This window comes from Streptococcus pseudopneumoniae ATCC BAA-960 = CCUG 49455, from assembly GCF_002087075.1.
Classification (GTDB): domain Bacteria; phylum Bacillota; class Bacilli; order Lactobacillales; family Streptococcaceae; genus Streptococcus; species Streptococcus pseudopneumoniae.
In genome coordinates, this window is the sequence record NZ_MWSM01000038.1 from 1 (window position 1) to 24,170 (window position 24,170).

At 40.8% G+C, this 24,170-nt stretch carries 19 protein-coding genes, 1 other RNA gene and 6 pseudogenes; 22 read left to right on the top strand and 4 right to left on the bottom strand.

All coding sequences use genetic code 11. From position 1 onward, the window contains the following. Positions 1 to 21 precede the first annotated feature (21 nt). Positions 22 to 165: pseudogene (locus tag B4W83_RS08415) on the bottom strand (IS630 transposase-related protein); the annotation flags it as partial. A gap of 272 nt (positions 166 to 437) precedes the next feature. On the opposite strand from B4W83_RS08415, the gene comW reads away from it, so the two are divergent. From comW to B4W83_RS08465, 10 genes are all read left to right on the top strand, one after another. Further along, on the top strand, positions 438 to 674 hold the full coding sequence (gene comW / locus B4W83_RS08420) for a sigma(X)-activator ComW (protein WP_000939541.1): 237 nt from the start codon (positions 438 to 440) through the stop codon (positions 672 to 674). A 230-nt stretch (positions 675 to 904) separates the two neighbouring features. Next, positions 905 to 2,191: an adenylosuccinate synthase gene (locus B4W83_RS08425; RefSeq protein ID WP_001832534.1), complete on the top strand. Its 1,287-nt coding sequence runs from the start codon at positions 905 to 907 to the stop codon at positions 2,189 to 2,191. 199 nt (positions 2,192 to 2,390) lie between these two features. Continuing rightward, entirely contained in the window at positions 2,391 to 2,858 is a 468-nt protein-coding gene (tadA, locus tag B4W83_RS08430; RefSeq protein WP_001110109.1) for a tRNA adenosine(34) deaminase TadA, read from the top strand. 32 nt (positions 2,859 to 2,890) lie between these two features. After that, positions 2,891 to 2,988, top strand: an RNA gene (gene ffs, locus B4W83_RS08435) — signal recognition particle sRNA small type. A gap of 56 nt (positions 2,989 to 3,044) precedes the next feature. After that, a complete protein-coding gene (locus tag B4W83_RS08440; RefSeq protein WP_000701987.1) occupies positions 3,045 to 3,488 on the top strand; it encodes a dUTP diphosphatase in 444 nt (147 codons plus the stop codon). Further along, positions 3,448 to 4,005, top strand: coding sequence for a histidine phosphatase family protein (locus B4W83_RS08445; protein ID WP_007284855.1), 558 nt, complete (start codon positions 3,448 to 3,450; stop codon positions 4,003 to 4,005). Before B4W83_RS08440 ends, B4W83_RS08445 begins: the two co-directional genes overlap by 41 nt. Positions 4,006 to 4,018: 13 nt before the next feature. Next, positions 4,019 to 5,380 (top strand): DNA repair protein RadA, encoded by a 1,362-nt coding sequence (gene radA / locus B4W83_RS08450; protein WP_079247629.1) that lies wholly within the window; start codon positions 4,019 to 4,021, stop codon positions 5,378 to 5,380. 72 nt (positions 5,381 to 5,452) lie between these two features. Beyond that, entirely contained in the window at positions 5,453 to 5,950 is a 498-nt protein-coding gene (locus tag B4W83_RS08455; protein WP_007285146.1) for a beta-class carbonic anhydrase, read from the top strand. A gap of 24 nt (positions 5,951 to 5,974) precedes the next feature. Continuing rightward, positions 5,975 to 6,790 carry a PrsW family intramembrane metalloprotease gene (locus B4W83_RS08460; RefSeq protein ID WP_000749767.1) on the top strand — a complete coding sequence of 272 codons (816 nt, stop codon included), beginning with the start codon at positions 5,975 to 5,977 and terminating at the stop codon, positions 6,788 to 6,790. 144 nt (positions 6,791 to 6,934) lie between these two features. After that, complete coding sequence (locus B4W83_RS08465; RefSeq protein WP_000010164.1) at positions 6,935 to 7,903, top strand: ribose-phosphate diphosphokinase; 969 nt, start codon at positions 6,935 to 6,937, stop codon at positions 7,901 to 7,903. 56 nt (positions 7,904 to 7,959) lie between these two features. Here B4W83_RS08465 and B4W83_RS08470 read toward each other — a convergent pair. Beyond that, positions 7,960 to 8,807: pseudogene (locus tag B4W83_RS08470) on the bottom strand (IS630 family transposase). Between the two features lie 112 nt (positions 8,808 to 8,919). On the opposite strand from B4W83_RS08470, the pseudogene B4W83_RS13155 reads away from it, so the two are divergent. The 4 genes and pseudogenes from B4W83_RS13155 to B4W83_RS13930 all read left to right on the top strand — a co-directional run bounded on the left by B4W83_RS13155 (position 8,920) and on the right by B4W83_RS13930 (position 12,736). Further along, positions 8,920 to 9,890, top strand: a pseudogene (locus B4W83_RS13155) (PD-(D/E)XK nuclease family transposase). Between the two features lie 334 nt (positions 9,891 to 10,224). Continuing rightward, a pseudogene (locus tag B4W83_RS08490) lies at positions 10,225 to 10,583 on the top strand (helix-turn-helix domain-containing protein); the annotation flags it as partial. Between the two features lie 39 nt (positions 10,584 to 10,622). Next, positions 10,623 to 11,841, top strand: a pseudogene (locus B4W83_RS08495) (IS630 family transposase). 52 nt (positions 11,842 to 11,893) lie between these two features. Next, the gene (locus B4W83_RS13930) at positions 11,894 to 12,736 is read left to right on the top strand and encodes a choline-binding protein (RefSeq protein WP_000757031.1); all 843 of its coding nucleotides are present in this window, start codon (positions 11,894 to 11,896) and stop codon (positions 12,734 to 12,736) included. A gap of 222 nt (positions 12,737 to 12,958) precedes the next feature. Here the strand turns inward: B4W83_RS13930 and B4W83_RS13460 are convergent. Continuing rightward, positions 12,959 to 13,454: pseudogene (locus B4W83_RS13460) on the bottom strand (IS66 family transposase); the annotation flags it as partial. A 441-nt stretch (positions 13,455 to 13,895) separates the two neighbouring features. On the opposite strand from B4W83_RS13460, the gene polA reads away from it, so the two are divergent. Both polA and B4W83_RS08515 read left to right on the top strand, forming a co-directional pair. After that, the gene (gene polA, locus B4W83_RS08510) at positions 13,896 to 16,529 is read left to right on the top strand and encodes a DNA polymerase I (protein WP_000358439.1); all 2,634 of its coding nucleotides are present in this window, start codon (positions 13,896 to 13,898) and stop codon (positions 16,527 to 16,529) included. A gap of 84 nt (positions 16,530 to 16,613) precedes the next feature. Next, positions 16,614 to 17,051 carry a CoA-binding protein gene (locus tag B4W83_RS08515; protein WP_000076468.1) on the top strand — a complete coding sequence of 146 codons (438 nt, stop codon included), beginning with the start codon at positions 16,614 to 16,616 and terminating at the stop codon, positions 17,049 to 17,051. 226 nt (positions 17,052 to 17,277) lie between these two features. Here B4W83_RS08515 and B4W83_RS08525 read toward each other — a convergent pair whose 3' ends face one another. Next, a complete protein-coding gene (locus tag B4W83_RS08525) occupies positions 17,278 to 18,288 on the bottom strand; it encodes a YeiH family protein (protein ID WP_000009161.1) in 1,011 nt (336 codons plus the stop codon). 148 nt (positions 18,289 to 18,436) lie between these two features. Between B4W83_RS08525 and B4W83_RS08530 the strand changes: the two genes are divergently transcribed. From B4W83_RS08530 to B4W83_RS08560, 6 genes are all read left to right on the top strand, one after another. Next, a complete protein-coding gene (locus tag B4W83_RS08530; RefSeq protein ID WP_000366350.1) occupies positions 18,437 to 19,606 on the top strand; it encodes a pyridoxal phosphate-dependent aminotransferase in 1,170 nt (389 codons plus the stop codon). Continuing rightward, the gene (gene recO, locus B4W83_RS08535; RefSeq protein WP_000616123.1) at positions 19,603 to 20,373 is read left to right on the top strand and encodes a DNA repair protein RecO; all 771 of its coding nucleotides are present in this window, start codon (positions 19,603 to 19,605) and stop codon (positions 20,371 to 20,373) included. The genes B4W83_RS08530 and recO overlap by 4 nt, the downstream gene beginning before the upstream one ends. Next, positions 20,370 to 21,362 (top strand): phosphate acyltransferase PlsX, encoded by a 993-nt coding sequence (gene plsX, locus B4W83_RS08540; protein WP_000717445.1) that lies wholly within the window; start codon positions 20,370 to 20,372, stop codon positions 21,360 to 21,362. Before recO ends, plsX begins: the two co-directional genes overlap by 4 nt. Positions 21,363 to 21,367: 5 nt before the next feature. Further along, entirely contained in the window at positions 21,368 to 21,601 is a 234-nt protein-coding gene (locus B4W83_RS08545) for an acyl carrier protein (protein WP_000136446.1), read from the top strand. A 280-nt stretch (positions 21,602 to 21,881) separates the two neighbouring features. Next, entirely contained in the window at positions 21,882 to 22,739 is an 858-nt protein-coding gene (locus tag B4W83_RS08555; protein ID WP_000976808.1) for a C40 family peptidase, read from the top strand. A gap of 112 nt (positions 22,740 to 22,851) precedes the next feature. Continuing rightward, the gene (locus B4W83_RS08560) at positions 22,852 to 24,021 is read left to right on the top strand and encodes a PspC-like choline-binding domain-containing protein (protein ID WP_000748693.1); all 1,170 of its coding nucleotides are present in this window, start codon (positions 22,852 to 22,854) and stop codon (positions 24,019 to 24,021) included. Positions 24,022 to 24,170: the final 149 nt, after the last annotated feature.

Here is a 24,170-nt window from a genome sequence, read left to right on the forward strand (position 1 = left end):
GACGACTCGCTTTTTCCTCTATAAGTGTCCTTGTTCACGTAAGTTCTTTTCCCACGTGAAGAGAGTTCTGACGCCGACATCAAAAACCTTGGCTGCCTCGACATGGCTGTTCCCCTCTTTGATGTAATCTAATGCTCTCTGTTTAAAATCTGTACTATATGCCATAGCTTTATTATAACATGCTTGTTTGAAACTAAGCAACTATACTATGCGTTTTTCTTATTTTAAGATTTTTACCTCAACTCTCTTTTAGTATTTAACGCAGTTAATAAGGTCTATAATAGTCTAATTTAGGTAGTAAATTTGTTCCTATTCTGTCAACTTTTCCTATTTTTTATCTTATTGAGGTTGGTATTTGTACAATTCAGGAATTATTAATGATTAATTAAAATTTTTTGTTAGAATAAGTTCATAAAAAAGAAAAGGAGTATTTGATTATGTTACAAAAAATTTATGAGCAGATGGCGGATTTTTATAGAAATATTGAAGAAGAGTATGGTACTGTATTTGGTGATAATTTTGACTGGGAACATTTTCATTTTAAATTTTTAATTTATTATTTAGTGAGATATGGTATTGGGTGTCGTAGGGATTTTATCGTTTACCATTATCGTGTTGCTTATCGTTTGTATCTTGAAAAGATGATAATGAAACAAGGTTTTATTTCTTGTTGAGATAGTCTGAGTTAATTTCCGAACAAATTTACTTTTTTATGGCAATATAACAATAAATAGCTGGTAATTTTTCTAAAACATTTTTTAATAGTTGGAAATAGCAAATCTTTCTATTGTTTCTTCTTGATAAAAAGGCGATTTTTTCTTATAATAAATTGTAAGATATAATTGCAGGTGAGAGTCCTGCCATGTATGTGAGAAAGGAAGAGCCTGAGGGCTCAGACAAGATTATGACTTCAGTTGTTGTTGTAGGTACCCAGTGGGGTGATGAAGGTAAAGGGAAGATTACAGACTTCCTTTCAGCGAATGCAGAAGTGATTGCACGTTACCAAGGCGGTGATAATGCAGGGCACACGATTGTGATTGATGGTAAGAAATTTAAGTTGCACTTGATTCCATCTGGAATTTTCTTTCCTGAGAAAATCTCTGTTATTGGGAATGGTATGGTTGTAAATCCTAAATCGCTTGTGAAAGAGTTGAGCTATCTTCATGAGGAAGGCGTTACAACTGATAACTTGCGGATTTCTGATCGCGCGCATGTCATTTTGCCTTATCATATCGAGTTGGATCGTCTGCAAGAAGAAGCTAAGGGCGACAATAAGATTGGTACTACAATTAAGGGAATTGGTCCAGCTTATATGGACAAGGCTGCTCGTGTTGGGATTCGTATTGCAGATCTTTTAGATAAAGATATTTTCCGTGAGCGTTTAGAACGTAACCTTGCTGAAAAGAATCGTCTTTTTGAAAAATTGTATGACAGTAAAGCGATTGCTTTCGATGATATTTTTGAAGAGTATTACGAATATGGTCAACAAATCAAGAAGTATGTGACAGATACATCTGTTATTTTGAATGATGCGCTTGATAACGGTAAACGTGTGCTTTTTGAAGGTGCACAAGGTGTCATGCTCGATATTGACCAAGGGACCTATCCATTTGTTACGTCATCAAACCCTGTGGCTGGTGGTGTCACCATTGGTTCTGGTGTTGGTCCAAGTAAGATTGATAAGGTTGTAGGTGTATGTAAAGCCTATACGAGTCGTGTAGGAGACGGTCCTTTCCCAACTGAGTTGTTTGATGAAGTGGGAGAACGTATCCGTGAAGTGGGTCATGAATATGGTACAACAACTGGTCGTCCACGTCGTGTGGGTTGGTTTGACTCAGTTGTAATGCGTCATAGCCGTCGTGTTTCTGGTATCACTAACCTTTCATTGAACTCTATTGATGTTTTGAGCGGTTTGGATACTGTGAAAATCTGTGTGGCCTATGATCTTGATGGTCAACGTATTGACTACTATCCAGCTAGTCTTGAGCAATTGAAACGTTGCAAGCCTATCTATGAAGAGTTGCCAGGTTGGTCAGAAGATATTACCGGAGTTCGTAATTTGGAAGATCTTCCTGAGAATGCGCGTAACTACGTTCGTCGTGTGAGTGAATTGGTTGGCGTTCGTATTTCTACTTTCTCAGTGGGTCCTGGTCGTGAGCAAACAAATATTTTAGAAAGTGTTTGGTCCTAAGAGATTTTTAAGATTTGTTTAAGATAGGTCGGGTATACTATAGACAGTTACAAGAAGACCTCCTAACTTGTTGTAACAAATATCCTAAACTTTTCTTTTTCATAATAATCTCCCTATAAAGTCACCGCATTCGGTGGCTTTTTTTGTCTTGGGATTCATGATATAATAATAAAATCGATAAGTAGTAAAAGGGAAATTGATGAATTATACAGTTGAAGAAAAAGAAGTCTTTATGAGGGAAGCTTTGAGAGAGGCTGAGATTGCTCTTGAACACGATGAAATTCCAATTGGTTGTGTGATTGTCAAGGACGGAGAAATCATTGGTCGTGGGCATAATGCGCGTGAGGAACTGCAACGAGCGGTTATGCATGCGGAGATTATGGCAATAGAGAATGCGAACCTAAGTGAGGAGAGCTGGCGCTTGCTTGATTGCACGCTTTTTGTGAGCATTGAGCCGTGTGTCATGTGTAGTGGGGCGATTGGACTTGCCCGTATTCCAAACGTGGTCTATGGGGCTAAAAACCAGAAATTTGGCGCTGCTGGGAGTTTGTATGATATCTTGACAGATGAGCGTCTCAATCATCGTGTGGAGGTTGAAACGGGAATTTTGGAAGATGAATGCGCAGCTATTATGCAGGATTTTTTTAGAAATAGACGGAAAAAATAATTTTGCTTTTAAAATGAATAGGAATGTGATATAATAAATAGTGGAGCAACAGTTCTGCGTGAAGCGGGTCAGGGGAGGAATCCAGCAGCCCTAAGCGATTTGAATTGTGTGCTCTTTTTTTCGTGCTTTTTCCGAATAAATAAGATAGAATAATCTAGAATAAATGATAATAGAAAAGAGAAGATGATGAAAATTCGTGGTTTTGAATTGGTTTCTAGTTTTACAGATGAAAATTTATTGCCCAAGCGTGAGACAGCGCATGCGGCTGGTTACGACTTAAAGGTTGCTGTGCGTACAGTTATTGCGCCAGGAGAGATTGTCTTGGTTCCGACAGGGGTTAAGGCTTATATGCAGCCGACTGAGGTTCTCTACCTCTATGATCGTTCTTCAAACCCTCGTAAAAAGGGCTTGGTTTTAATTAATTCAGTTGGGGTCATTGATGGGGATTATTATGGAAATCCTGGGAATGAAGGGCATATTTTTGCACAGATGAAGAATATCACAGATCAAGAAGTTGTTCTTGAAGTTGGAGAACGTGTTGTCCAGGCTGTCTTTGCTCCTTTCTTAATTGCAGATGGAGATGCGGCTGATGGCGTGCGAACTGGTGGATTTGGATCGACAGGGCACTAGAATGAAGATTATCTTTGTACGTCATGGGGAGCCAGATTATCGTGAGTTAGAGGAGCGATCTTATACGGGATTTGGGATAGATTTGGCACCCTTGTCTGAGATGGGACGGCAGCAAGCCCAGGAACTGAGAAAAAATCCTTTACTACCTTCAGCTGAAATAATCATATCTTCTGCAGTCACAAGAGCTTTAGAAACAGCTTCTTATGTGGTTTGTGCTACGGGTCTTCCTTTAAGAGTGGAGCCATTATTGCATGAATGGCAGGTCTATGAAAGTGGCACAGATAATTTTGAAAAAGCTCGTACTATGTTTCTAGAAAATAAGGGGGAGTTACTTCCTAATAGTCCTATTCAATATGAGACAGCTGAAGAGATGAAGTCTCGTTTTCTAGAATGCATGGCTAAGTATCGAGAACATCAGAGTGTGGTAGTTGTTGCTCATCGAATGCTCATGCGCCAGTTTGTGCCAAATGAGAAGATTGATTTTTGCCAAGTGATTGAGTGTGAGTTAGAGATATAGAAAGAGGTTTATCATCGCAAAGAAAAAAGCGACATTTGTATGTCAAAATTGTGGCTATAATTCCCCTAAATATCTGGGACGTTGTCCCAACTGTGGGTCTTGGTCTTCCTTTGTAGAAGAGGTTGAGGTTGCCGAGGTCAAGAATGCGCGTGTGTCCTTGACAGGTGAGAAAACCAAGCCCATGAAACTAGCTGAGGTGACTTCAATCAACGTCAATCGAACCAAGACAGAGATGGAGGAATTCAACCGTGTACTTGGAGGCGGAGTGGTACCGGGAAGTCTCGTCCTCATCGGTGGGGATCCTGGGATTGGGAAATCAACCCTTCTCTTACAAGTCTCAACCCAGTTGTCCCAAGTGGGGACGGTTCTCTATGTCAGTGGGGAGGAATCTGCCCAGCAGATTAAGCTAAGAGCAGAGCGTTTGGGAGATATTGATAGCGAGTTTTATCTCTATGCAGAGACCAATATGCAGAGTGTTCGAGCTGAGGTAGAAAGAATCCAGCCAAACTTCCTCATTATTGACTCCATTCAGACCATTATGTCTCCTGAGATTTCAGGGGTGCAGGGGTCTGTTTCTCAGGTGCGTGAGGTGACGGCTGAGCTCATGCAGCTGGCCAAAACTAATAACATTGCCATCTTTATCGTAGGACATGTGACCAAGGAGGGAACATTGGCTGGGCCGCGTATGTTGGAGCATATGGTGGATACGGTGCTTTACTTTGAAGGGGAGCGTCACCATACCTTCCGTATTCTGAGAGCGGTCAAAAATCGTTTTGGCTCCACTAATGAGATTGGAATTTTTGAGATGCAGTCGGGCGGATTGGTTGAGGTTCTTAATCCGAGTCAAGTTTTCCTAGAAGAGCGTTTGGATGGAGCGACTGGCTCATCAATCGTTGTGACCATGGAAGGGACGCGTCCTATTCTTGCAGAAGTGCAGGCCTTGGTGACACCGACCATGTTTGGAAATGCCAAGCGTACGACGACAGGACTTGATTTTAACCGTGCTAGCTTGATTATGGCTGTTTTGGAAAAGCGGGCAGGTCTTCTCTTGCAAAATCAGGACGCCTATCTTAAATCTGCTGGCGGTGTCAAATTGGATGAACCTGCCATTGACTTGGCCGTTGCTGTTGCTATTGCTTCGAGCTATAAGGACAAGCCAACTAATCCTCAGGAATGTTTTGTGGGAGAACTGGGCTTGACAGGAGAAATTCGGCGCGTGAATCGTATCGAACAACGTATCAACGAAGCTGCTAAGTTAGGCTTTACTAAGATTTATGTACCTAAGAATTCCTTGCCAGGAATCACTCCGCCCAAGGAAATTCAGGTCATTGGCGTGACAACGATTCAGGAAGTTTTGAAAAAGGTCTTTGCATAATCCGTGACAAATTCTCTTAAAAATGATAAGATAGGAGAAATATTTGACTATCAAATTTTCAAGGAGGGAATCGTGTCGTATTTTGAACAGTTTATGCAAGCTAATCAGGCTTATGTTGCCTTACATGGGCAGTTAAATCTGCCACTTAAACCCAAAACAAGAGTAGCTATTGTGACCTGTATGGACTCTCGTCTGCACGTTGCGCAAGCTCTGGGCTTGGCACTTGGGGATGCTCATATCTTGCGGAATGCAGGTGGTCGAGTGACTGAAGACATGATTCGTTCGCTAGTTATTTCCCAGCAACAAATGGGGACAAGAGAGATTGTGGTATTGCACCATACAGACTGTGGTGCTCAGACCTTTGAAAATGAACCTTTTCAGGAGTATTTAAAAGAGGAATTAGGTGTAGATGTGTCAGACCAGGACTTCTTGCCCTTCCAAGATATAGAAGAGAGTGTACGCGAGGATATGCAACTGCTTATCGAGTCTCCCCTAATACCAGACGATGTCACTATCTTTGGTGCCATTTACAATGTTGATACAGGAAGTATGACAGTCGTAGAATTATAAATACTTCATTTAGAAAGAAAGTGTATGAAGAAAAGCAGTATTTTATTTATTTTTATTTTATTGCTATGTATTGGTTTACAGTATGAAACCATCTACTATACGGACGGTTCGAGGTCAGGTGCGGAATATGGACTAATGGGAGTTTCTATCTTTCTAGCTCTCTTTTACATGATTCCGGCTCTTTATTTTCTCTTCCGTATTGGGAAAAAATGGGAATTGCCAAAGAAGGTTTTGATTCTGTCTTTATTGGGAGGGATGTTCCTTTCAGGCTGGTTGTCTAGCTTTGCGAATACCTATATCCATGATTTGCTGGGTATGCTTTTTCCAGATAGTACATTTTTAAATGCCTTTGAAAGTGCTATTGTGGCTCCTTTGGTAGAAGAACCCTTGAAATTATTGCCACTTGTTTTTGTTTTGGCTTTGATTCCTGTGCGAAAATTAAAATCTTTGTTTTTACTTGGAATTGCTTCCGGTTTGGGATTCCAAATGATTGAGGATATTGGTTATATTCGTACGGATTTGCCAGAGGGCTTTGACTTTACTATTTCGCGAATTTTAGAGCGTATCATCTCAGGAATTGCCTCTCACTGGACTTTTTCAGGTCTAGCTGTAGTAGGTGTTTACTTGCTTTACAGAGCCTATAAAGGACAGAAGGTTGGCAAGAAACAGGGCCTTATTTTTCTAGGTTTAGCCTTGGGAACTCACTTCTTGTTTAACTCTCCTTTTGTGGAGTTGGAAACAGAGTTGCCTTTAGCGATTCCAGTGGTTACGGCTATTGCTCTCTATGGTTTTTATCATGCTTATTGCTTTGTTGAGAAACACAATGAGTTGATGACCTAGAATATTTTTCAAAAGAATGATGCAAGGGTACAAATATGGTGCCCTTCTTTTATTTTTGATTGAAAAATAGTGCAAAAAGCGCTACAATGGTAGATGGAAAATCTTGTGAAAAGCACAAGTTATACATATATACCGGAGGAAATCATGTCTTTTTCTGATTTAAAGCTGTTTGCCCTTTCTTCTAATAAAGAATTGGCAGAACGTGTGGCGCAGGAGATTGGGATAGAGTTGGGGAAATCAAGTGTTCGCCAATTTTCAGATGGAGAGATTCAGGTCAACATTGAAGAATCAATCCGTGGGAAACACGTCTTTATCCTACAATCAACTAGTTCGCCTGTAAATGACAATCTGCTTGAAATTTTGATTATGGTAGATGCTTTGAAGCGTGCGAGTGCAGAATCTGTCAATGTTGTCATGCCTTACTATGGGTATGCACGTCAGGATAGAAAGGCGAGAGCGCGTGAGCCAATCACTTCAAAACTTGTCGCAAATATGCTTGAAGTAGCTGGAGTGGATCGTTTATTGACCATCGACTTGCATGCTGCGCAAATTCAAGGATTCTTTGATATTCCTGTGGATCATTTGATGGGTGCTCCTCTGATTGCAGATTATTTTGAGCGTCGTGGTATGGTTGGTTCTGACTATGTGGTTGTCAGCCCGGACCATGGAGGGGTGACTCGTGCTCGTAAGTTGGCAGAATTTTTGAAAACATCTATCGCTATTATTGATAAACGTCGTAGCGTTGATAAGATGAATACTAGTGAAGTTATGAACATCATCGGTAAGGTTGAAGGCAAGACTTGTATCTTGATTGATGATATGATTGATACCGCTGGAACGATTTGTCATGCGGCAGATGCTCTTGCGGAAGCTGGTGCTGTTGAAGTCTATGCAAGCTGTACGCACCCAGTTCTTTCTGGTCCTGCTACGGACAATATCCAAAAATCAGCTATTAAGAAATTGGTTGTTTTGGATACTATCTATCTGCCAGAAGAGCGTTTGATTGATAAGATTGAGCAGATTTCAATCGCTCATCTTCTAGGGGATGCTATCGTACGTATTCATGAAAAACGACCACTTTCTCCACTTTTCGGTATTGAGAAAAAAATTTAATGACCAAGCCTGAGATGGTTCTCAGGTTTTTTCGTCTTTTTTCCGAATAAATATAGTCAATTGAAACAAGAACAAGACAAAAGAGCCTCGTAAAAGGTATTGCAACTTGGTAATACCTTTTTGAGATGCTTTTTGATATGAGCCCATGTCTTCTCAATAGGATTGTACTCAGGTGAGTAGGGAGGAAGGGGTAAAAGTTTATGCCCAAACTCTTCACACAAGAATTCTATTCTAGCTATTCTATTGGAATCTTGCATTATCCATAATAATAACTGAGGGTGTATTTAATGTCGGTAAGAGAAATTTCTGAAAGCAAGCTTCAAAAAAGTCGCTCGTCATTGTTTCTTGGTAAGTTATTGGAGCGATTAACTCACCATTTGTTAGCCCTGCAACCAAAGAAATCCCCTGATATCTTCTTCCAGAGACTTTACCTCCTATTAACTGACCTTTTGATGAGCAACCATATTCTCGATAAAAGTAAGTATCGAATCCTGTTTCATCAATATAAACAGGTGCTAAGTGCTTTAAACTATTAAAATTCTTAAGAAATAAGGATACTTTTTCTGGGTCTTGTTCATAGTAGGTGTGGTTCTTTTTTTCGAGTGTACCCCATAAATTTGAGCGCATAGTGGATAGTAGTTGGATGACAGCCAAATTCAGAAGCTATTTCAGTCAAATAAGCGTCTGGATTGTCAGTAAGATAGTTTTTAAGTCTATCTTTATCAACTTTTCTTGGTTTTGTTCCTTTTACTTGATGGTTTAGCTCTTCTGTTCCCTCTTTTAGCCTTAACCAGCCATAAATGGTATTACGTGAGATTTGGAAAACCTGTGATGCTTTTGTTATACTACCTGTTCGCTCACAATAGCCGAGAACTTTTTTACGAAAATCTATTGAATATGCCATAAGAAGATTATACAACATTGTGTACTGTTTTTGGTTCATTTTACTATAGATAGAAGCAGTGAATCTAGCAAACCTAGATTTAAAAATGTGCTATAATGAAAGGAGAGAAAGAATGATTCTAAGACATCCGGGCATTAGCTCAACCAATGATTTGGACGCTAAGAAAATCTTTAGCAATCCAGAAATCACTTGTCAATTTATCCGCGATATGCTGGATTTACCAGCCAAAAATGTGACCATTTTGGAGGGAAGTAATATTCACGTCTTGCCTTCTCTGCCCTATTAAGCACAAGATTTCTATACCAGTATAGACGTCTTGGCGGAGTTGGATAATGGAACCCAAGTAATCATTGAAATTCAAGTTCATCATCAGAATTTTTTCATCAATCTCCTGTGGGCTTACTTGTGCAGTCAGGTCAATCAAAATCTAGAAAAAATTCGCCAATAAGAAGGAAACGCTCACCAAAGTTATAAACACATCGCATCAGTATACGCAATAGCTATTGTGGATAGTAATTACTTTCAGGATGATCAAGCTTTTCATAGCTTTAGTATGCGAGAGGGAACGACAGGTGAAGTCTTAACCATCACAAACAATGGACAGGAAAACCATCTAGTCAAGATGGTATTCTTGGAATTAAAAAATACAGAGAAACCAGCAAGGATAGCGTTCGCAAGCCATGGTTGGAGTTTTTCGGGAATAAACCCTTTACCCAGCGCCCCGAGCGAGCCATCAGCCAAGCAGACCAACTGCTAGATTACAAGAGCTGGTCCGAGGAGGACAGGAAAATGTTTAGTCAACTACGTATGCGTGAAGAACAAGCCTTACTCGCTCATGACTATGCATTGGAACAAGCGGAGGAAAAAGACTTAGAGCGTGGTCGTGCAGAGGGGATTGAACAGGGACTGGAGCGTGGTCTTGAACGTGGACGAGCTGAAGGGATTGAACAAGGGCGAGAAGAAGGCTTGGAACGTGGGAAACTTTTTGCCTTTCTGGATATGGTTCGCCAAGGACTTCTGACTTCCGAGGTTGCCAGCCATCAGCTGGGTATGAGCGTCGCTGAGTTTGAGTCCTTGCTATGAGGTCACATTTTTTTAATATAGTAGAAAGTTAATGAAATGGCGAGTTATTTCTAAAATACTTGTCATTTTTGTTTGACATTTGGAAGGGGGATAGGATAATACCATAGAAGTGAGTTCTGTCCAACTATCGATATGGATTAGATATGTGAAGTTTGACTCAAAGTTTAAGAAATTTGTGAGATTTTCACTTGGGAGATACGGTATTTGAAGGGTATTTTATCTCACAAAGGTGTTTTTCAACCTTTTTTGAAAAAAATGAAAGCTCTTCTAGGCATAAGAAAACACCTCTGTGTTATACTTGTTGTTCAACCACAAACACAAGAAAGGCACAGAGATGCAAGACAATTATACTACAAAAGCCAAACAAAAGAAGGAAAATCAAATAGAGAAATTGCCTCTTTGCTTGGAAAAGCTCCTCAAACTATCCACACTGAAATCAAGCGTGGGACAGTCTGACAATGTCTTGGAAAAGGGCGCTTCAAAGAGGTTTATTCTACCGACTATGCTCAACAGTCTTATGAAAACAATCGCAGGCGCTCGGTCAAGAAATCAAGCTTAACCAAAGAACTAAAGGAAAAGATTCTCCACTATCATAATCAAAAGTTTTCTCTTGAAATGATGGTTATGGCTAAAGGGGTTAACGTGGGAATTTCAACAATTTACTATTGGATTCATCATGGAAAATTGGGATTAATACTAGACTAAAATCAAAAAGCATTATATAATAGTAATATGAAATCAACTAAAGAAGAAATCCAAGCTATCAAAACACTTTTAAAAGACTCTAGTACAGCTAAATATCATAAACGCCTTCAAATCGTTCTATTTCGTCTGATGGGTAAATCTTATAAAGAGATTATAGAGCTTTTAGGCTGTAATCAAACAACGATTTGACCAACTGTAAAAAAATATGAGGAGTTCGGACGCGATTCTCTCCTTCAAGAAACACGTGGTGGTAGTAACCATGCATATATGACAATTGAGGAAGAGAAAGCCTTTCTTGCCCGTCATTTGAAGGCTGCAGAGGCAGGAGAATTTGTTACAATTGATGCCTTATTTCAGGCTTATACAAAGGAGTTAGGTTCTTCCTACACACGTGATGACTTTTATCAACTCTTGAAGCGCCATGGTTGGCGAAATATTAGGCCACGTCCAGAACATCCCAAGAAAGCAGACTCTCAAACCATTGTCGCGTCTAAAAATAAAATCTCAATTCAAGAAGACAAGAAAGCGCTTTAAAACCAGTAGGCATTTTCGTAAGGTTCGCTTGATGTACCAAGATGAGGCTGGTTTCGGTAGAATCAGTAAACTGGGATCTTGTTGGGCTCCAATGGGAGTAGATCCACATGTCCATAGTCACCATATACGAGAATTTTGCTATTGTTATGGAGCTGTTGATGCCCATACAGGCGAATCATTTTTCTTAATCGCTGGTGGATGTCATACTGAGTGGATGAACGCCTTTTTAGAAGAGCTTTCACAAGCTTATTCAGATGATTATCTTTTACTCGTTATGGACAATGCCATATGGCATAATAAGAGCGCTGAATCGGTCAATCAGGCTCTAAAACTCATCTTAAAACAAGACAAGATTCTGTCCATCACGGCAGATAATGGTACAGAATTTAACCGCTTGTCTGATGTATTTATATCTATTATGCGCACCCCTATGCCTCTTGGGAAAAGGGGAACTGATGAGAATCACAACAGGCTCATTCGGAGATGGTTACCTAAGGGAACTAAGAAAACGACTCCCAAAGAAGTCGCATTCATCTAAAATTGGATTAATAACTATCCTAAAAAATGCTTGAACTACAAATCACCCAGAGAAGACTTCTTGATGGCTAACTTGAACTTGAAATTTGGCTTTTTTGAAAAAATAGGTAAAAAGTTTAAAAACTCGAAGAAAACTCTTGACAAATCCTGCAAATATTTATATAATCTATGGTAGTAAGGTAGTCTTACGAAAAAATATTTTAAAGAAAAACAAAGGAGATAAAACGATGAAAAAAGTTTTATTGACAAGCGCAGTCGCTCTTGCAGCATTTGGTGCTGTACAAGCTGTTTCAGCTGATACAGCAACTTTTAGTGAGGCTAATGTTCAAACATTGCCAAATGCTAAACCTGCAGCTGATGAGAGAACAGAACCAAGTGCAGAAGTTTCTAAACTCTTTAAAGAAGCAGCAGAAGCAGCAGAAGCAGCAGCTAAACGTGGAGAAGAAGCAAGTGGTAAAGTTAATACTACTGAAAATGGTGATTTGACTATTGATGATATTAAGTCTCACCTTGCATCTCAACAATCTCAACAATCTAATAAACAAAGAGTTGTTACCGATAGATATGTTAAGGTTTATGATAAAGAAGGTAATGAACTGAAACTTGATGGTAAAGCAGTTGAGATTAAGTATGAAAAATCAGCTAAAAGTACTGTTGAAGTTAAAACTAAACGTGGAACATATAAATTAACAGTTCGAGTACAAAATGGTAAAGCAACCCTTTTGGAAATTCCTCAACTAGTAGCTTCTGCTGAAAAACCAGCTGCTCAAGCAGCATGGGTTCAATCAGGTTCTCGCTGGTGGTACAAACACGCTGATGGTTCTTACACAACTAATGGTTGGGAAAAAATCAACGGAACTTGGTACTATTTCGACCAAGCTGGTTGGATGGCAACTGGTTGGGTTAAAGATAACGGTACTTGGTACTACTTGAAATCATCAGGTGCAATGGCAACTGGTTGGTATCAAGTTGGTGGTAAATGGTACTACTCATACGCGTCAGGAGCTCTTGCAGTTAATACAACTGTAGATGGTTATAAAGTAAACCACAACGGTGAGTGGGTTAAATAATCCAAGATAATTTAAAACTAGGAGAGTTCTCTCCTAGTTTTTTTGCTCTTTGTTAGCTATAGGGGTAGAGTTTTTGGCATTTTCCTTGCAACTCCGTCTATTGGTTAGAAGAAAATAAAAAGTGAACAAGACGATATTTCAGTTGTAACCGCCTAATAACGAAGTATATTGAAAAATCTCCAGCCTAGAGAACTCACGGATAGTTCCTAATCTGTAGATTTCTTATTTGCACTTTTCTTGTACAACTTTAGCCCATGGTAAATAAGTCTCTAAAACCTCTTTGTTTACGAGAGTTTCCTCGTTCGGAAGACATTCTAGAAGATAGGATAGCTATTTCTTGCTATGTAATTGATGACGTTTAGCTGTTTCCAACAAGCTCATAATAATAGCTCTTGCTTTAGCTCCTTCAAAACTTTGAGAAAACAACCACCCTCGCTTTTTAAAATTTAGCTTAGGCTAAAAGAGTCCACTGGACTCTTTTACTCCGTCCCATAACCAATGATTTAATGGCGCGTTCAGCTAGATTATTGGAAAGGACCAGATGTCCGTCTTTTAAAATGGTCTTAAAGGTTTCTTCATACTTGAGGCTGTATTCAATAGCCCTTCCTAGTTTTGAACCTGCTAAAACTGACTGACATCGACACCAAGCAAAGAAATCTTCCATTAGGGGGTGGAGCTCTTCTTGACGTTTCTGTAGTCGTTCATCAGCTGGCAAAGCATGCAATCGCTTTTCACCTGCTTTTAAGGCCTAGTTTAAGACTAAGTTAGAACAAGGAAAACATTACAATGTAGCCATCATCCACCTTGCAAAAAAACTTATCCGAACCATGTTTTATCTCCTAAAAAAGAGCTACCATTTGACGAACAAAAAGTGATGTAATTTCTGAAATTAACACAAGATTACCTTTGAAAAAAATGGACTTTTTCAAGGGATTTTTGCCGTGCTCTAAAATCATCGCTAAATCATCAAATTGAAATAAGAAATATTTTAGATAAACTATTGACTTTTCTTATAGTTTGTCTTTCATTATAGCACATTTTTAAATCTAAGTTTACTAGTTTCAATGCTTCTATCTATTTATTCGGGAAAAAGTTTGAAAAATACTTGCTCTAGCTCTTCCCAATGGTATTTTTTGATTCTTTCCTTTATAATGGGTGTATGGATAAGAAAAAATTATTATTGATTGATGGGTCTTCTGTTGCTTTTCGGGCGTTTTTTGCACTCTATCAGCAGTTGGACCGTTTTAAGAATGCGGCTGGTTTGCATACCAATGCCATTTATGGTTTTCAGTTGATGTTGAGCCATTTGTTGGAGCGGGTTGAGCCTAGTCATATTTTGGTGGCTTTTGATGCGGGGAAGACGACCTTCCGGACAGAGATGTATGCGGACTATAAGGGTGGTCGGGCTAAGACTCCGGATGAGTTTCGTGAGCAATTTCCCTTTATTCGTGAGTTGCTGGATCATATGGGGATTCGTCACTATGAGTTGGCTCAGTATGAGGCGGATGACATCATTGGGACACTGGATAAGCTAGCAGAGCAGGATGGTTTTGATATTACCATTGTCAGTGGGGACAAGGACTTGATTCAGCTGACGGATGAGCATACGGTGGTTGAGATTTCCAAGAAAGGTGTGGCTGAGTTTGAGGCCTTTACGCCAGAATATCTCATGGAAAAGCTGGGCATTACACCGACGCAGTTTATTGATCTCAAGGCGCTCATGGGTGATAAGTCGGATAATATCCCTGGGGTGACCAAAATTGGTGAAAAGACGGGTATCAAGCTCTTGCTGGAGCATGGTTCGCTTGAGGGAATTTATGAAAATATTGATGGGATGAAGGCTTCTAAGATGAAGGACAATCTCATCAATGATAAGGAACAGGCTTTTTTGTCTAAAACACTAGCGACCATTGATACCAAGGCACCGATTGAGATTGGTTTGGAGGACTTGGTCTATAGTGGTCCAGATGTGGAAAATCTTGGGAAATTCTACGATGAGATGGGCTTCAAACAGCTCAAGCAAGCTTTAAATGTGTCGTCAGCTGATGTGGCTGAGAGTTTGGACTTTACTATTGTTGACCAAATCAGTCAAGATATGCTGAATGAAGAATCTATCTTCCATTTTGAGCTTTTTGGTGAGAATTACCACACGGATGATTTGGTTGGATTTGCCTGGTCTTGTGGAGATAAGCTCTATGCCACAGACAAGCTTGAGCTGTTGCAAGAGCCGATTTTCAAGGACTTCTTAGAAAAAACACCTCTGAGAGTTTATGACTTTAAGAAGGCTAAAGTTCTCTTGCATCGTTTTGGTCTTAATTTGCAGGCGCCTGCTTTTGACAGCCGTTTGGCTAAATACCTCCTTTCGACTGTGGAGGACAATGAAATTGCGACCATCGCTAGTCTTTATGGTCAGACTTATTTGGTTGATGATGAAACTTTCTACGGTAAGGGTGTCAAAAAGGCCATTCCTGAACGCGAGAAATTCTTGGAACACTTGGCTCGTAAGATTGCCGTTTTGGTTGAAACAGAGCATGTTTTACTTGAAAAACTCAGCGAAAATGGGCAGTTGGACCTTCTCTATGATATGGAGCAACCTCTGGCTTTTGTCCTTGCCAAGATGGAAATTGCTGGGATTACGGTCAAGAAAGAGACCTTGCTTGAGATGCAGGCTGAAAATGAGCTTGTCATTGAAAAACTCACTCAAGAGATTTACGAATTGGCTGGTGAGGAGTTTAATATCAACTCGCCTAAGCAGTTGGGCGTACTTCTCTTTGAAAAATTGGGGCTACCTCTAGAATATACTAAGAAAACCAAGACAGGTTATTCGACAGCGGTGGATGTGTTAGAGCGTCTAGCTCCTATTGCGCCAATTGTTAAGAAAATCCTAGACTATCGTCAGATTGCTAAGATTCAGTCTACTTATGTGATTGGCTTGCAGGACTGGATTTTGGCTGATGGCAAGATTCATACTCGCTATGTGCAGGATTTGACCCAGACAGGGCGTTTGTCTAGTGTGGATCCAAACTTGCAAAATATCCCTGTTCGTTTGGAACAAGGTCGCCTCATTCGGAAGGCTTTTGTGCCTGAGTGGGAGGATAGTGTGCTGCTTAGCTCGGACTACTCGCAGATTGAATTGCGCGTTTTGGCGCATATTTCTAAAGACGAGCACTTGATTAAGGCTTTCCAAGAGGGAGCAGACATCCATACTTCGACAGCCATGCGGGTCTTTGGCATTGAGCGTCCTGAGGATGTGACTGCAAACGACCGTCGCAATGCCAAGGCCGTTAACTTTGGAGTGGTTTACGGGATTTCAGACTTTGGCTTGTCTAATAATCTGGGCATCAGCCGTAAGGAGGCCAAAGCCTACATTGATACCTACTTTGAACGCTTCCCAGGTATTAAAAACTACATGGATGAAGTGGTGCGGGAGGCGCGTGATAAGGGCTATGTAGAGACCCTCTTCAAGCGTCGTCGTGAGTTGCCAGATATCAATTCGCGCAACTTTAATATTCGTGGTTTTGCAGAGCGGACTGCTATCAACTCTCCTATTCAGGGTTCGGCGGCAGATATTCTCAAGATTGCTATGATTCAGCTGGATAAAGCCTTGGTTGCAGGTGGTTATCAGACTAAGATGCTGTTACAAGTGCACGATGAAATCGTCCTTGAAGTTCCTAAATCTGAATTGGCAGAGATGAAAAAATTGGTCAAACAAACTATGGAAGAAGCCATTCAACTCAGTGTTCCCCTCATCGCAGATGAAAATGAAGGGGCAACCTGGTACGAGGCTAAATAAAAAGGGGGCTAGTCCTCCTTTTTTGTAGTAGAATTATGCAAGCCTTTTCAAAATGTGCTATACTGATGAAAAAGGAGGATTTCTATGAGTCAAGAATTTATCAATCCAAGTGATGGCGTGATTCGTCAGTATCTAGCAATGAGTAAAACCCTTGCTGTAGTGGGGTTATCAGACCGTGAGGAAACAACCAGCAATCGAGTGACCAAGGAAATGCAGGCTCGAGGTTATAAAATTATTCCAGTCAATCCCAAGGTGGCAGGTGGTGAAATCTTAGGTGAAAAGGCCTATGCTAGCCTAGCTGATATTCCTTTTCCTGTAGATATTGTCAATGTTTACCGTCGCAGTGAATTTCTGCCAGATGTGGCGCGTGATTTTCTCAAGGCTGATGCCAAGATTTTTTGGGCACAGCTGGGACTTGAAAGTCTAGAAGCGGAAGAAATCTTGCGTGCTGGTGGATGTGATGATATCGTGATGAATCGTTGTATTAAGAGAGAACATACACGCTTGATTGAGGAAGCATAAGAAAAAGGTAGCTGATGGGCTACCTTTTGTGTTATACTCAATGAAAATCAAAGAGCAAAGAGGAAATTAGCCGCAGGTTGCTCAAAACACAGTTTTGAGGTTGTGGATAGAACTGACGAAGTCAGCTCAAAACACAGTTTTGAGGTTGTAGATAAGACTGACGAAGTCAGTCACATATATACGGCAAGGCGACGTTGACGTGGTTTGAAGAGATTTTCGAAGAGTATTAGAAAATGCCGATAAGGATCTGTATACCAAGACTAGTGAGGATGATGGCAATCCAGCAGATGGCTCCAAGAAGAATGGATTTTCCACTGGATTTGACCATAGCGACCAGATTGGTTTTGAGACCGATAGCACTCATGGCCATGACAATAAGGAATTTAGAGAGTTCTTTGAGAGGGGTAAAGAAACTACTAGACACACCTAGAGAGGTGAGTAGTGTAGTGAGGAGAGATGCGAGGATAAAGTAAAGGATAAACAGTGGGAAGACTTTTTTCAGTTGTAGGCTTTGCTTGTTTTCTTGTTGGCGACTTTGCCAGTAGGATAGAAAGAGCGTGATAGGGATAATGGCCAAAGTACGTGTGAGTTTAACAATGGTTGCAGACTCGAGGGTATTGCTTTGGTAAAGACTGTCCCAAGCGCTGGCGGCAGCCGTTACAGAGGAAGTGTCGTTGACCGCAGTCCCTGCAAAGAGGGCGAAGCCTTCATTGGATAGATGAAGCCAGGTGCCGAGGGTTGGAAAGATGAGCGCAGCCAAGACATTGAAGAAAAAGATAACGGAAATGGATTGGGCTACTTCCTTTTCCTTAGCATCAATAACGGGCGCTGTCGCAGCAATGGCAGAACCACCACAGATTGAAGAACCTACTCCAACCAAGGTAGCCAGTTTTGTATCCAGGGCAAAGAAGCGCTGGAAGAAGTAGGCAATAATCAGAGCTATTGAAATGGTGGATAGGATGACAGGGAGCGAAGATTGCCCAACTGCGAAGACTTGCGAGATATTGAGACCAAAACCAAGCAAGACAACGGCATACTGGAGCAATTTTTTAGAACTAAAGGTCAACCCAGCATCCAGTTGTTTATAGGACGAGAGAAAGGGATGGAGAAGCATGCCCATAAAAATGGCAAAAACGGGCGCGCCAATGACAGGGAAGAATCCTCCTAAGTACCAAGATACGATAGAAATGAGAAGGCAGGCCAAGATACCTGCTCCATTTTTTGATAGAAATGACATAAAAACCTCCAAATAAAATCTTTTACCATTATAGACATAAAAACAGGAAAAGTAAAGTAGAAAGTGGAAAGTTATTCTATTATGTATTTTTGCGGTCGGGGGGCTTTTGTAGTATAATAGAGATACGTTTTTACAGTAGGAGGTATCTATGGACTTAACTAAGCGCTTTAATAAACAGTTAGATAAGATTCAAGTTTCGTTGATTCGTCAGTTTGACCAGGCTATTTCGGAGATTCCTGGGGTCTTGCGTTTGACCTTGGGGGAACCTGATTTTACAACGCCAGATCATGTCAAGGAGGCGGCCAAGCGAGCGATTGACCAGAACCAATCCTACTATACAGGGATGAGTGGTCTGCTGACTCTACGTCAGGCAGCCAGTGACTTTGTTAAGGAAAAGTACCAACTGGACTATGCTCCTGAAAATGAAATCCTGGTTACAATTGGGGCGACAGAGGCTTTATCTGCGACTTTGACAGCTATTTTGGAAGAGGGAGACAAGGTGCTCTTGCCAGCTCCTGCCTATCCAGGTTATGAACCGATTGTCAATCTAGTTGGGGCAGAGATTGTCGAGATTGACACAACTGAAAATGGTTTTGTCTTGACTCCTGAGATGTTGGAAAAGGCCATTTTGGAGCAGGGAGACAAGCTCAAGGCGGTTATTCTCAACTATCCAGCTAATCCGACAGGAATTACCTATAGTCGGGAGCAGTTGGAGGCCTTGGCAGACGTTTTACGCAAGTACGAAATTTTCGTTGTCTGTGATGAGGTTTACTCAGAATTGACCTATACAGGCGAAGCCCATGTATCTCTAGGAACGATGTTGAGAGACCAGGCTATCATTATCAATGGTCTATCTAAATCGCATGCTATGACCGGTTGGCGTTTGGGACTAATTTTCGCTCCTGCGGCCTTCACAGCTCAGTTAATCAAGAGTCACCAGTACTTGGTGACTGCCGCAAATACCATGGCGCAACACGCTGCGGTGGAGGCCTTGACGGCTGGTAAAAACGATGCGGAGCCTATGAAGAAGGAATATATCCAGCGTCGTGATTATATTATCGAGAAAATGACTGCTCTTGGTTTTGAGATTATCAAACCAGACGGTGCCTTCTATATCTTTGCTAAGATTCCAGCTGGTTACAACCAAGACTCCTTTGCCTTTCTAAAGGATTTTGCTCAGAAGAAGGCTGTTGCCTTTATCCCTGGTGCTGCCTTTGGGTGTTATGGAGAAGGTTATGTTCGCCTGTCTTATGCAGCCAGCATGGAGACTATCAAAGAAGCCATGAAACGACTTGAGGAGTATATGAGAGAAGCATGATTCAGTCTATCACGAGTCAAGGCTTGGTGCTCTATAATCGCAATTTTCGTGAGGATGACAAGCTCATCAAGATTTTTACAGAGCAGGTTGGCAAACGCATGTTTTTTGTCAAACACGCTGGTCAGTCTAAGCTGGCGCCTGTTATTCAGCCCTTGGTGCTGGCACGATTTCTCTTGCGAATCAATGATGACGGACTCAGTTACATCGAAGACTATCATGAGGTCATGACTTTTCCCAAGATTAATAGTGACCTCTTTGTCATGGCCTATGCGACCTATGTGGCAGCTCTTGCAGATGCTAGTTTGCAGGACAATCAGCAGGATGCTCCCTTGTTTGCTTTTTTGCAAAAGACTTTGGAGTTGATGGAAGCAGGCTTGGATTATCAGGTTTTGACCAATATTTTTGAAATTCAAATTTTGACTCGATTTGGGATCAGCCTTAATTTTAATGAGTGTGTCTTTTGCCATCGGGTCGGTCAGGCTTTTGACTTTTCTTTCAAATATGGAGCCTGCCTCTGTTCAGAGCATTATCATGAGGATGAGAGACGTTGCCATCTCAATCCCAATATCCCTTATCTGCTCAATCAATTTCAAGCCATTGATTTTGAGACCTTGGAGACCATTTCGCTCAAGCCCGATATCAAGCAAGACTTACGCCAGTTTATGGATCAGCTCTACGAAGAGTACGTTGGGATTCACCTAAAATCAAAGAAATTTATTGATTCCCTAGCAGACTGGGGACAATTACTAAAAGAGGAAAAGAAATGAAAAAAATCGCAGTAGATGCCATGGGGGGCGATTACGCACCTCAAGCCATCGTTGAGGGTGTCAATCAAGCCCTAGCTGACTTTTCAGATATCGAAGTTCAACTTTACGGAGATGAAGCTAAAGTCAAGCAATATCTGACAGCGACAGAGCGCGTCAGCATCATCCATACGGATGAGAAGATTGATTCAGACGATGAACCTACGAGAGCTATTCGGAAGAAGAAAAACGCCAGTATGGTCTTGGCGGCCAAGGCTGTCAAAGAGGGTGAAGCAGATGCTGTCCTATCGGCTGGGAATACAGGTGCTTTACTAGCAGCAGGATTTTTCATCGTGGGTCGTATCAAGAATATCGATCGTCCTGGACTTATGTCAACCTTGCCGACTGTAGATGGGAGAGGTTTTGACATGCTAGACCTCGGTGCTAATGCGGAAAATACAGCCCAGCACCTCCATCAATATGCGGTTCTAGGTTCCTTCTATGCTAAAAATGTTCGTGGCATTGCGCAACCACGCGTTGGCTTGCTCAATAACGGAACAGAAAGTAGTAAGGGTGACCCCCTTCGTAAGGAGACTTATGAATTACTAGCAGCTGATGAAAGTTTGAACTTTATCGGAAACGTGGAAGCGCGTGATTTGATGAATGGCATTGCGGATGTTGTCGTGGCAGATGGTTTCACGGGAAACGCTGTGCTCAAATCCATTGAAGGGACAGCCGTGGGAATCATGGGATTGCTCAAGACCGCTATTACAGGTGGTGGTCTTCGAGCGAAACTAGGCGCCCTCCTTCTCAAGGACAGCCTCAGAGGTTTGAAAAAACAGCTCAACTACTCAGATGTTGGTGGAGCAGTCTTGTTTGGTGTCAAGGCACCTGTTGTCAAGACTCATGGCTCAAGCGATGCCAAGGCTGTTTATAGTACGATTCGCCAGATTCGTACCATGCTAGAAACAGACGTAGTTGCCCAGACTGCGCGTGAATTTTCAGGAGAATAAAAGAGATGACAGAAAAAGAAATTTTTGACCGTATTGTAACCATTATCCAAGAGCGACAGGGAGAAGACTTTGTCGTGACAGAATCCTTGAGTCTGAAAGACGATTTGGATGCTGACTCAGTTGACTTGATGGAGTTTATCTTGACACTGGAAGATGAATTTAATATCGAAATCAGCGATGAGGAAATTGACCAACTCCAAAGTGTAGGAGATGTGGTTAAAATCATTCAAGGAAAATAGAAATCGGAGTTCCAAGGCATTTGCTTTGGAATTTTTTATTTGGCTTAATACTCTTCGAAAATCTCTTCAAACCATGTCAGCTCTATCTGCCACCTCAAAACAGTGTTTTGAGCAACCTGCGGCTAGCTTCCTAGTTTGCTCTTTGATTTTCATTGAGTATAAGTGACCGTTTAGGAACAGATTTAGTCTTTCTAGGGACAGTAGAAATCTGAGGACAAATAAGGGATATAATGGAGTCAGAAAAAATCAATCTCCAAAAAGGAGAAAAGAAAGGATTTTTATGATGAAAAAATATCTTTATTCTAGTTTGTTAGTTCTTGCAGGAGGCGTTCTCCTAGCAAATACTACGGTAGCCTATGCTGATTCCCCATCAGCAAGTGAGAAAGAAGCGATTGCTCAATTAGTTAATCAAGGCAAGATAAAAGCTGAAGAAGCTGATCAAGTAAAATTGATTGGTTTTGAAGATAAAGAAACCCAAGCAGAGGGCAATCAAGAGAAGAAAGCTTTCAATCAATATCGTGATCCGAAAGGAACATGGATGCAAACCAATGGTAAATGGTGGTTTAAATACGGTTCAGGTGGGTATGCTAAAAATTGGGAACAATTAGATGGCAAGTGGTACTATTTTGATGACCAAGGATGGATGAAAGAAAATACTTGGATTCAACCTGATGGTAATTATTACTACTTATCTGCTAGTGGTGCTATGGTCACTGGTTATCAACGTGTGAATGGTACACCATATTTCTTTAGAGAAAGTGGTGTATGGGTAGAAAATCGTGGGCAAGCTCTTGGTGAATACGCAAAGACATTTGTAGGAAAAATCCCATATGTTTGGGGTGGGGCAGATTTGAATAGTGGCGTAGATTGCTCAGGATTTACGATGGCTATTCATGCTAAGTTTGATATTAGTATTCCTAGAGTAACCTATGGTCAAGCGACAGGAGGAAGCTATGTAAGTAATGGCTCACAACTTCCTGGAGATTTAATATTGTACAATGGCGACCAAGGTTCAAATCAACATGTGGGTATTTATGTTGGTGGTGGCAAGGTAGTTCATGCTCCAGATAGAGGTCAAGATGTTTCTTATATGAATCAATATGGAATGGAACAAAATACAATTCGTAGATATTGGTAATATTGTCTAATTTTTCACAATATTATTGACTTTGACAATGAAAAGTATTAGAATATAGCTAAATAAAGAGGGAAAACCCTCTTATAGCTATTCAATAAAGGAGGAAATGGCTATGAAAAAATCTAAATTACTTACTCTTGGTTTGCTTGCAGGTGCTGGTCTGCTTTTGTCTATCAACCAAGCACAGGCTGCAGATACTTGGGTTAAAAATGGTGCTGACTGGAATCTTTCTCAAGATGGCAGCCTAGCTAAGGATAAATGGGTACAAAATGCTGGGTCATGGTATCACTTCGATAGCGCTGGTAAAATGCAGACAGGCTGGCTCAAAGACGGTGATACATGGTATTCTCTAGCAGATAGTGGTGCTATGCGCACTGGCTGGTACAAGGAAGGCAACACATGGTACTCACTAGCTAATAGTGGTGCCATGCGTACAGGTTGGTACAAAGAAGGGTCTACATGGTACTATCTTCATTTTAGTGGTTCTATGATGACAGGTTGGGTGTTCATAGATGGTAAATGGTCTTACTTTGAAAAATCAGGTGCTATGGTTGCAGATAGAGCTGTTCCAGCCAGTGATGGGGAAAGTTATGTCATTGGTAAGGATGGCTATCTAGCAAATAGAAAAGATGCTGGATACAGTATTCATGATATTGTCAAATTTGGAGATGGGCAAGAATATTTGCTAAATGCTAAAGGTGACGATGTTATTATTGAAAAAAATGCTTGGTATATCAGACCAGAGTTCAAGAAGTTTTCTAATAAATATGGAGATGAGGTTGCAAATACTACCTTAGCTTTAGTGGATAATAAAGAAGAAGGACAAGAAATTGATCCTAAGGCAGTTGTACAGAACTTCCAAAACTTACCAAATCGCTACTACTTTGATGAAAATGGACATCGTGTGATTAATATCCCAGCAATGACAACCTATTCAGATATTAAAAAAGTTGGCAATGATGTCTATTTAGAACATCCAGGTGCACGACTTCGTCTTGGAGCTACCCACTTTACAATCAATAACAATAAACTATACTATTTAGAAAATGAGCAAGGTAAGCTCAAAACAGGTTACTTTGTATTGATTGATGATGGTATGGCTACAACCCACTATCACATCCTAGCCTATGCGGATCAATCTGGTGAAATTCTTAAGATGAAACGCTTGCCATCAGGAGTTTCAGATTATCTGGATAAAGAAATCGATGGTTTATATGGTGAAAAAATTAAAATTGAATCTCCACACTCAAACGAATATTATAAAGTGGTTGTGGTTAAATAAAAATAACATCTTCACAACTAATCGTTAACGCTCTAACCAATATACCATTTTCAGGAGGCTTTAGATTTCTTGTATTTTAAAAGGAAACTAAAGCCTTTTGTAGATGGAGCAGGGGATAGAGTTATCTATAAAATAATGAAAAGGAGTCT

Coding starts and splice junctions, on each gene's coding strand:
- B4W83_RS08465 (WP_000010164.1), top strand. CDS start 6,935: ATGTCTTTTTCTGATTTAAAGCTGTTTGCCCTTTCTTCTAATAAAGAA.
- B4W83_RS08515 (WP_000076468.1), top strand. CDS start 16,614: ATGAGTCAAGAATTTATCAATCCAAGTGATGGCGTGATTCGTCAGTAT.
- B4W83_RS08555 (WP_000976808.1), top strand. CDS start 21,882: ATGATGAAAAAATATCTTTATTCTAGTTTGTTAGTTCTTGCAGGAGGC.
- B4W83_RS08425 (WP_001832534.1), top strand. CDS start 905: ATGACTTCAGTTGTTGTTGTAGGTACCCAGTGGGGTGATGAAGGTAAA.
- B4W83_RS08560 (WP_000748693.1), top strand. CDS start 22,852: ATGAAAAAATCTAAATTACTTACTCTTGGTTTGCTTGCAGGTGCTGGT.
- B4W83_RS08530 (WP_000366350.1), top strand. CDS start 18,437: ATGGACTTAACTAAGCGCTTTAATAAACAGTTAGATAAGATTCAAGTT.
- B4W83_RS08440 (WP_000701987.1), top strand. CDS start 3,045: ATGAAAATTCGTGGTTTTGAATTGGTTTCTAGTTTTACAGATGAAAAT.
- B4W83_RS08545 (WP_000136446.1), top strand. CDS start 21,368: ATGACAGAAAAAGAAATTTTTGACCGTATTGTAACCATTATCCAAGAG.
- tadA (WP_001110109.1), top strand. CDS start 2,391: ATGAATTATACAGTTGAAGAAAAAGAAGTCTTTATGAGGGAAGCTTTG.
- comW (WP_000939541.1), top strand. CDS start 438: ATGTTACAAAAAATTTATGAGCAGATGGCGGATTTTTATAGAAATATT.
- B4W83_RS13930 (WP_000757031.1), top strand. CDS start 11,894: ATGAAAAAAGTTTTATTGACAAGCGCAGTCGCTCTTGCAGCATTTGGT.
- B4W83_RS08445 (WP_007284855.1), top strand. CDS start 3,448: ATGGCGTGCGAACTGGTGGATTTGGATCGACAGGGCACTAGAATGAAG.
- recO (WP_000616123.1), top strand. CDS start 19,603: ATGATTCAGTCTATCACGAGTCAAGGCTTGGTGCTCTATAATCGCAAT.
- polA (WP_000358439.1), top strand. CDS start 13,896: ATGGATAAGAAAAAATTATTATTGATTGATGGGTCTTCTGTTGCTTTT.
- B4W83_RS08460 (WP_000749767.1), top strand. CDS start 5,975: ATGAAGAAAAGCAGTATTTTATTTATTTTTATTTTATTGCTATGTATT.
- B4W83_RS08525 (WP_000009161.1), bottom strand. CDS start 18,288: ATGTCATTTCTATCAAAAAATGGAGCAGGTATCTTGGCCTGCCTTCTC.
- plsX (WP_000717445.1), top strand. CDS start 20,370: ATGAAAAAAATCGCAGTAGATGCCATGGGGGGCGATTACGCACCTCAA.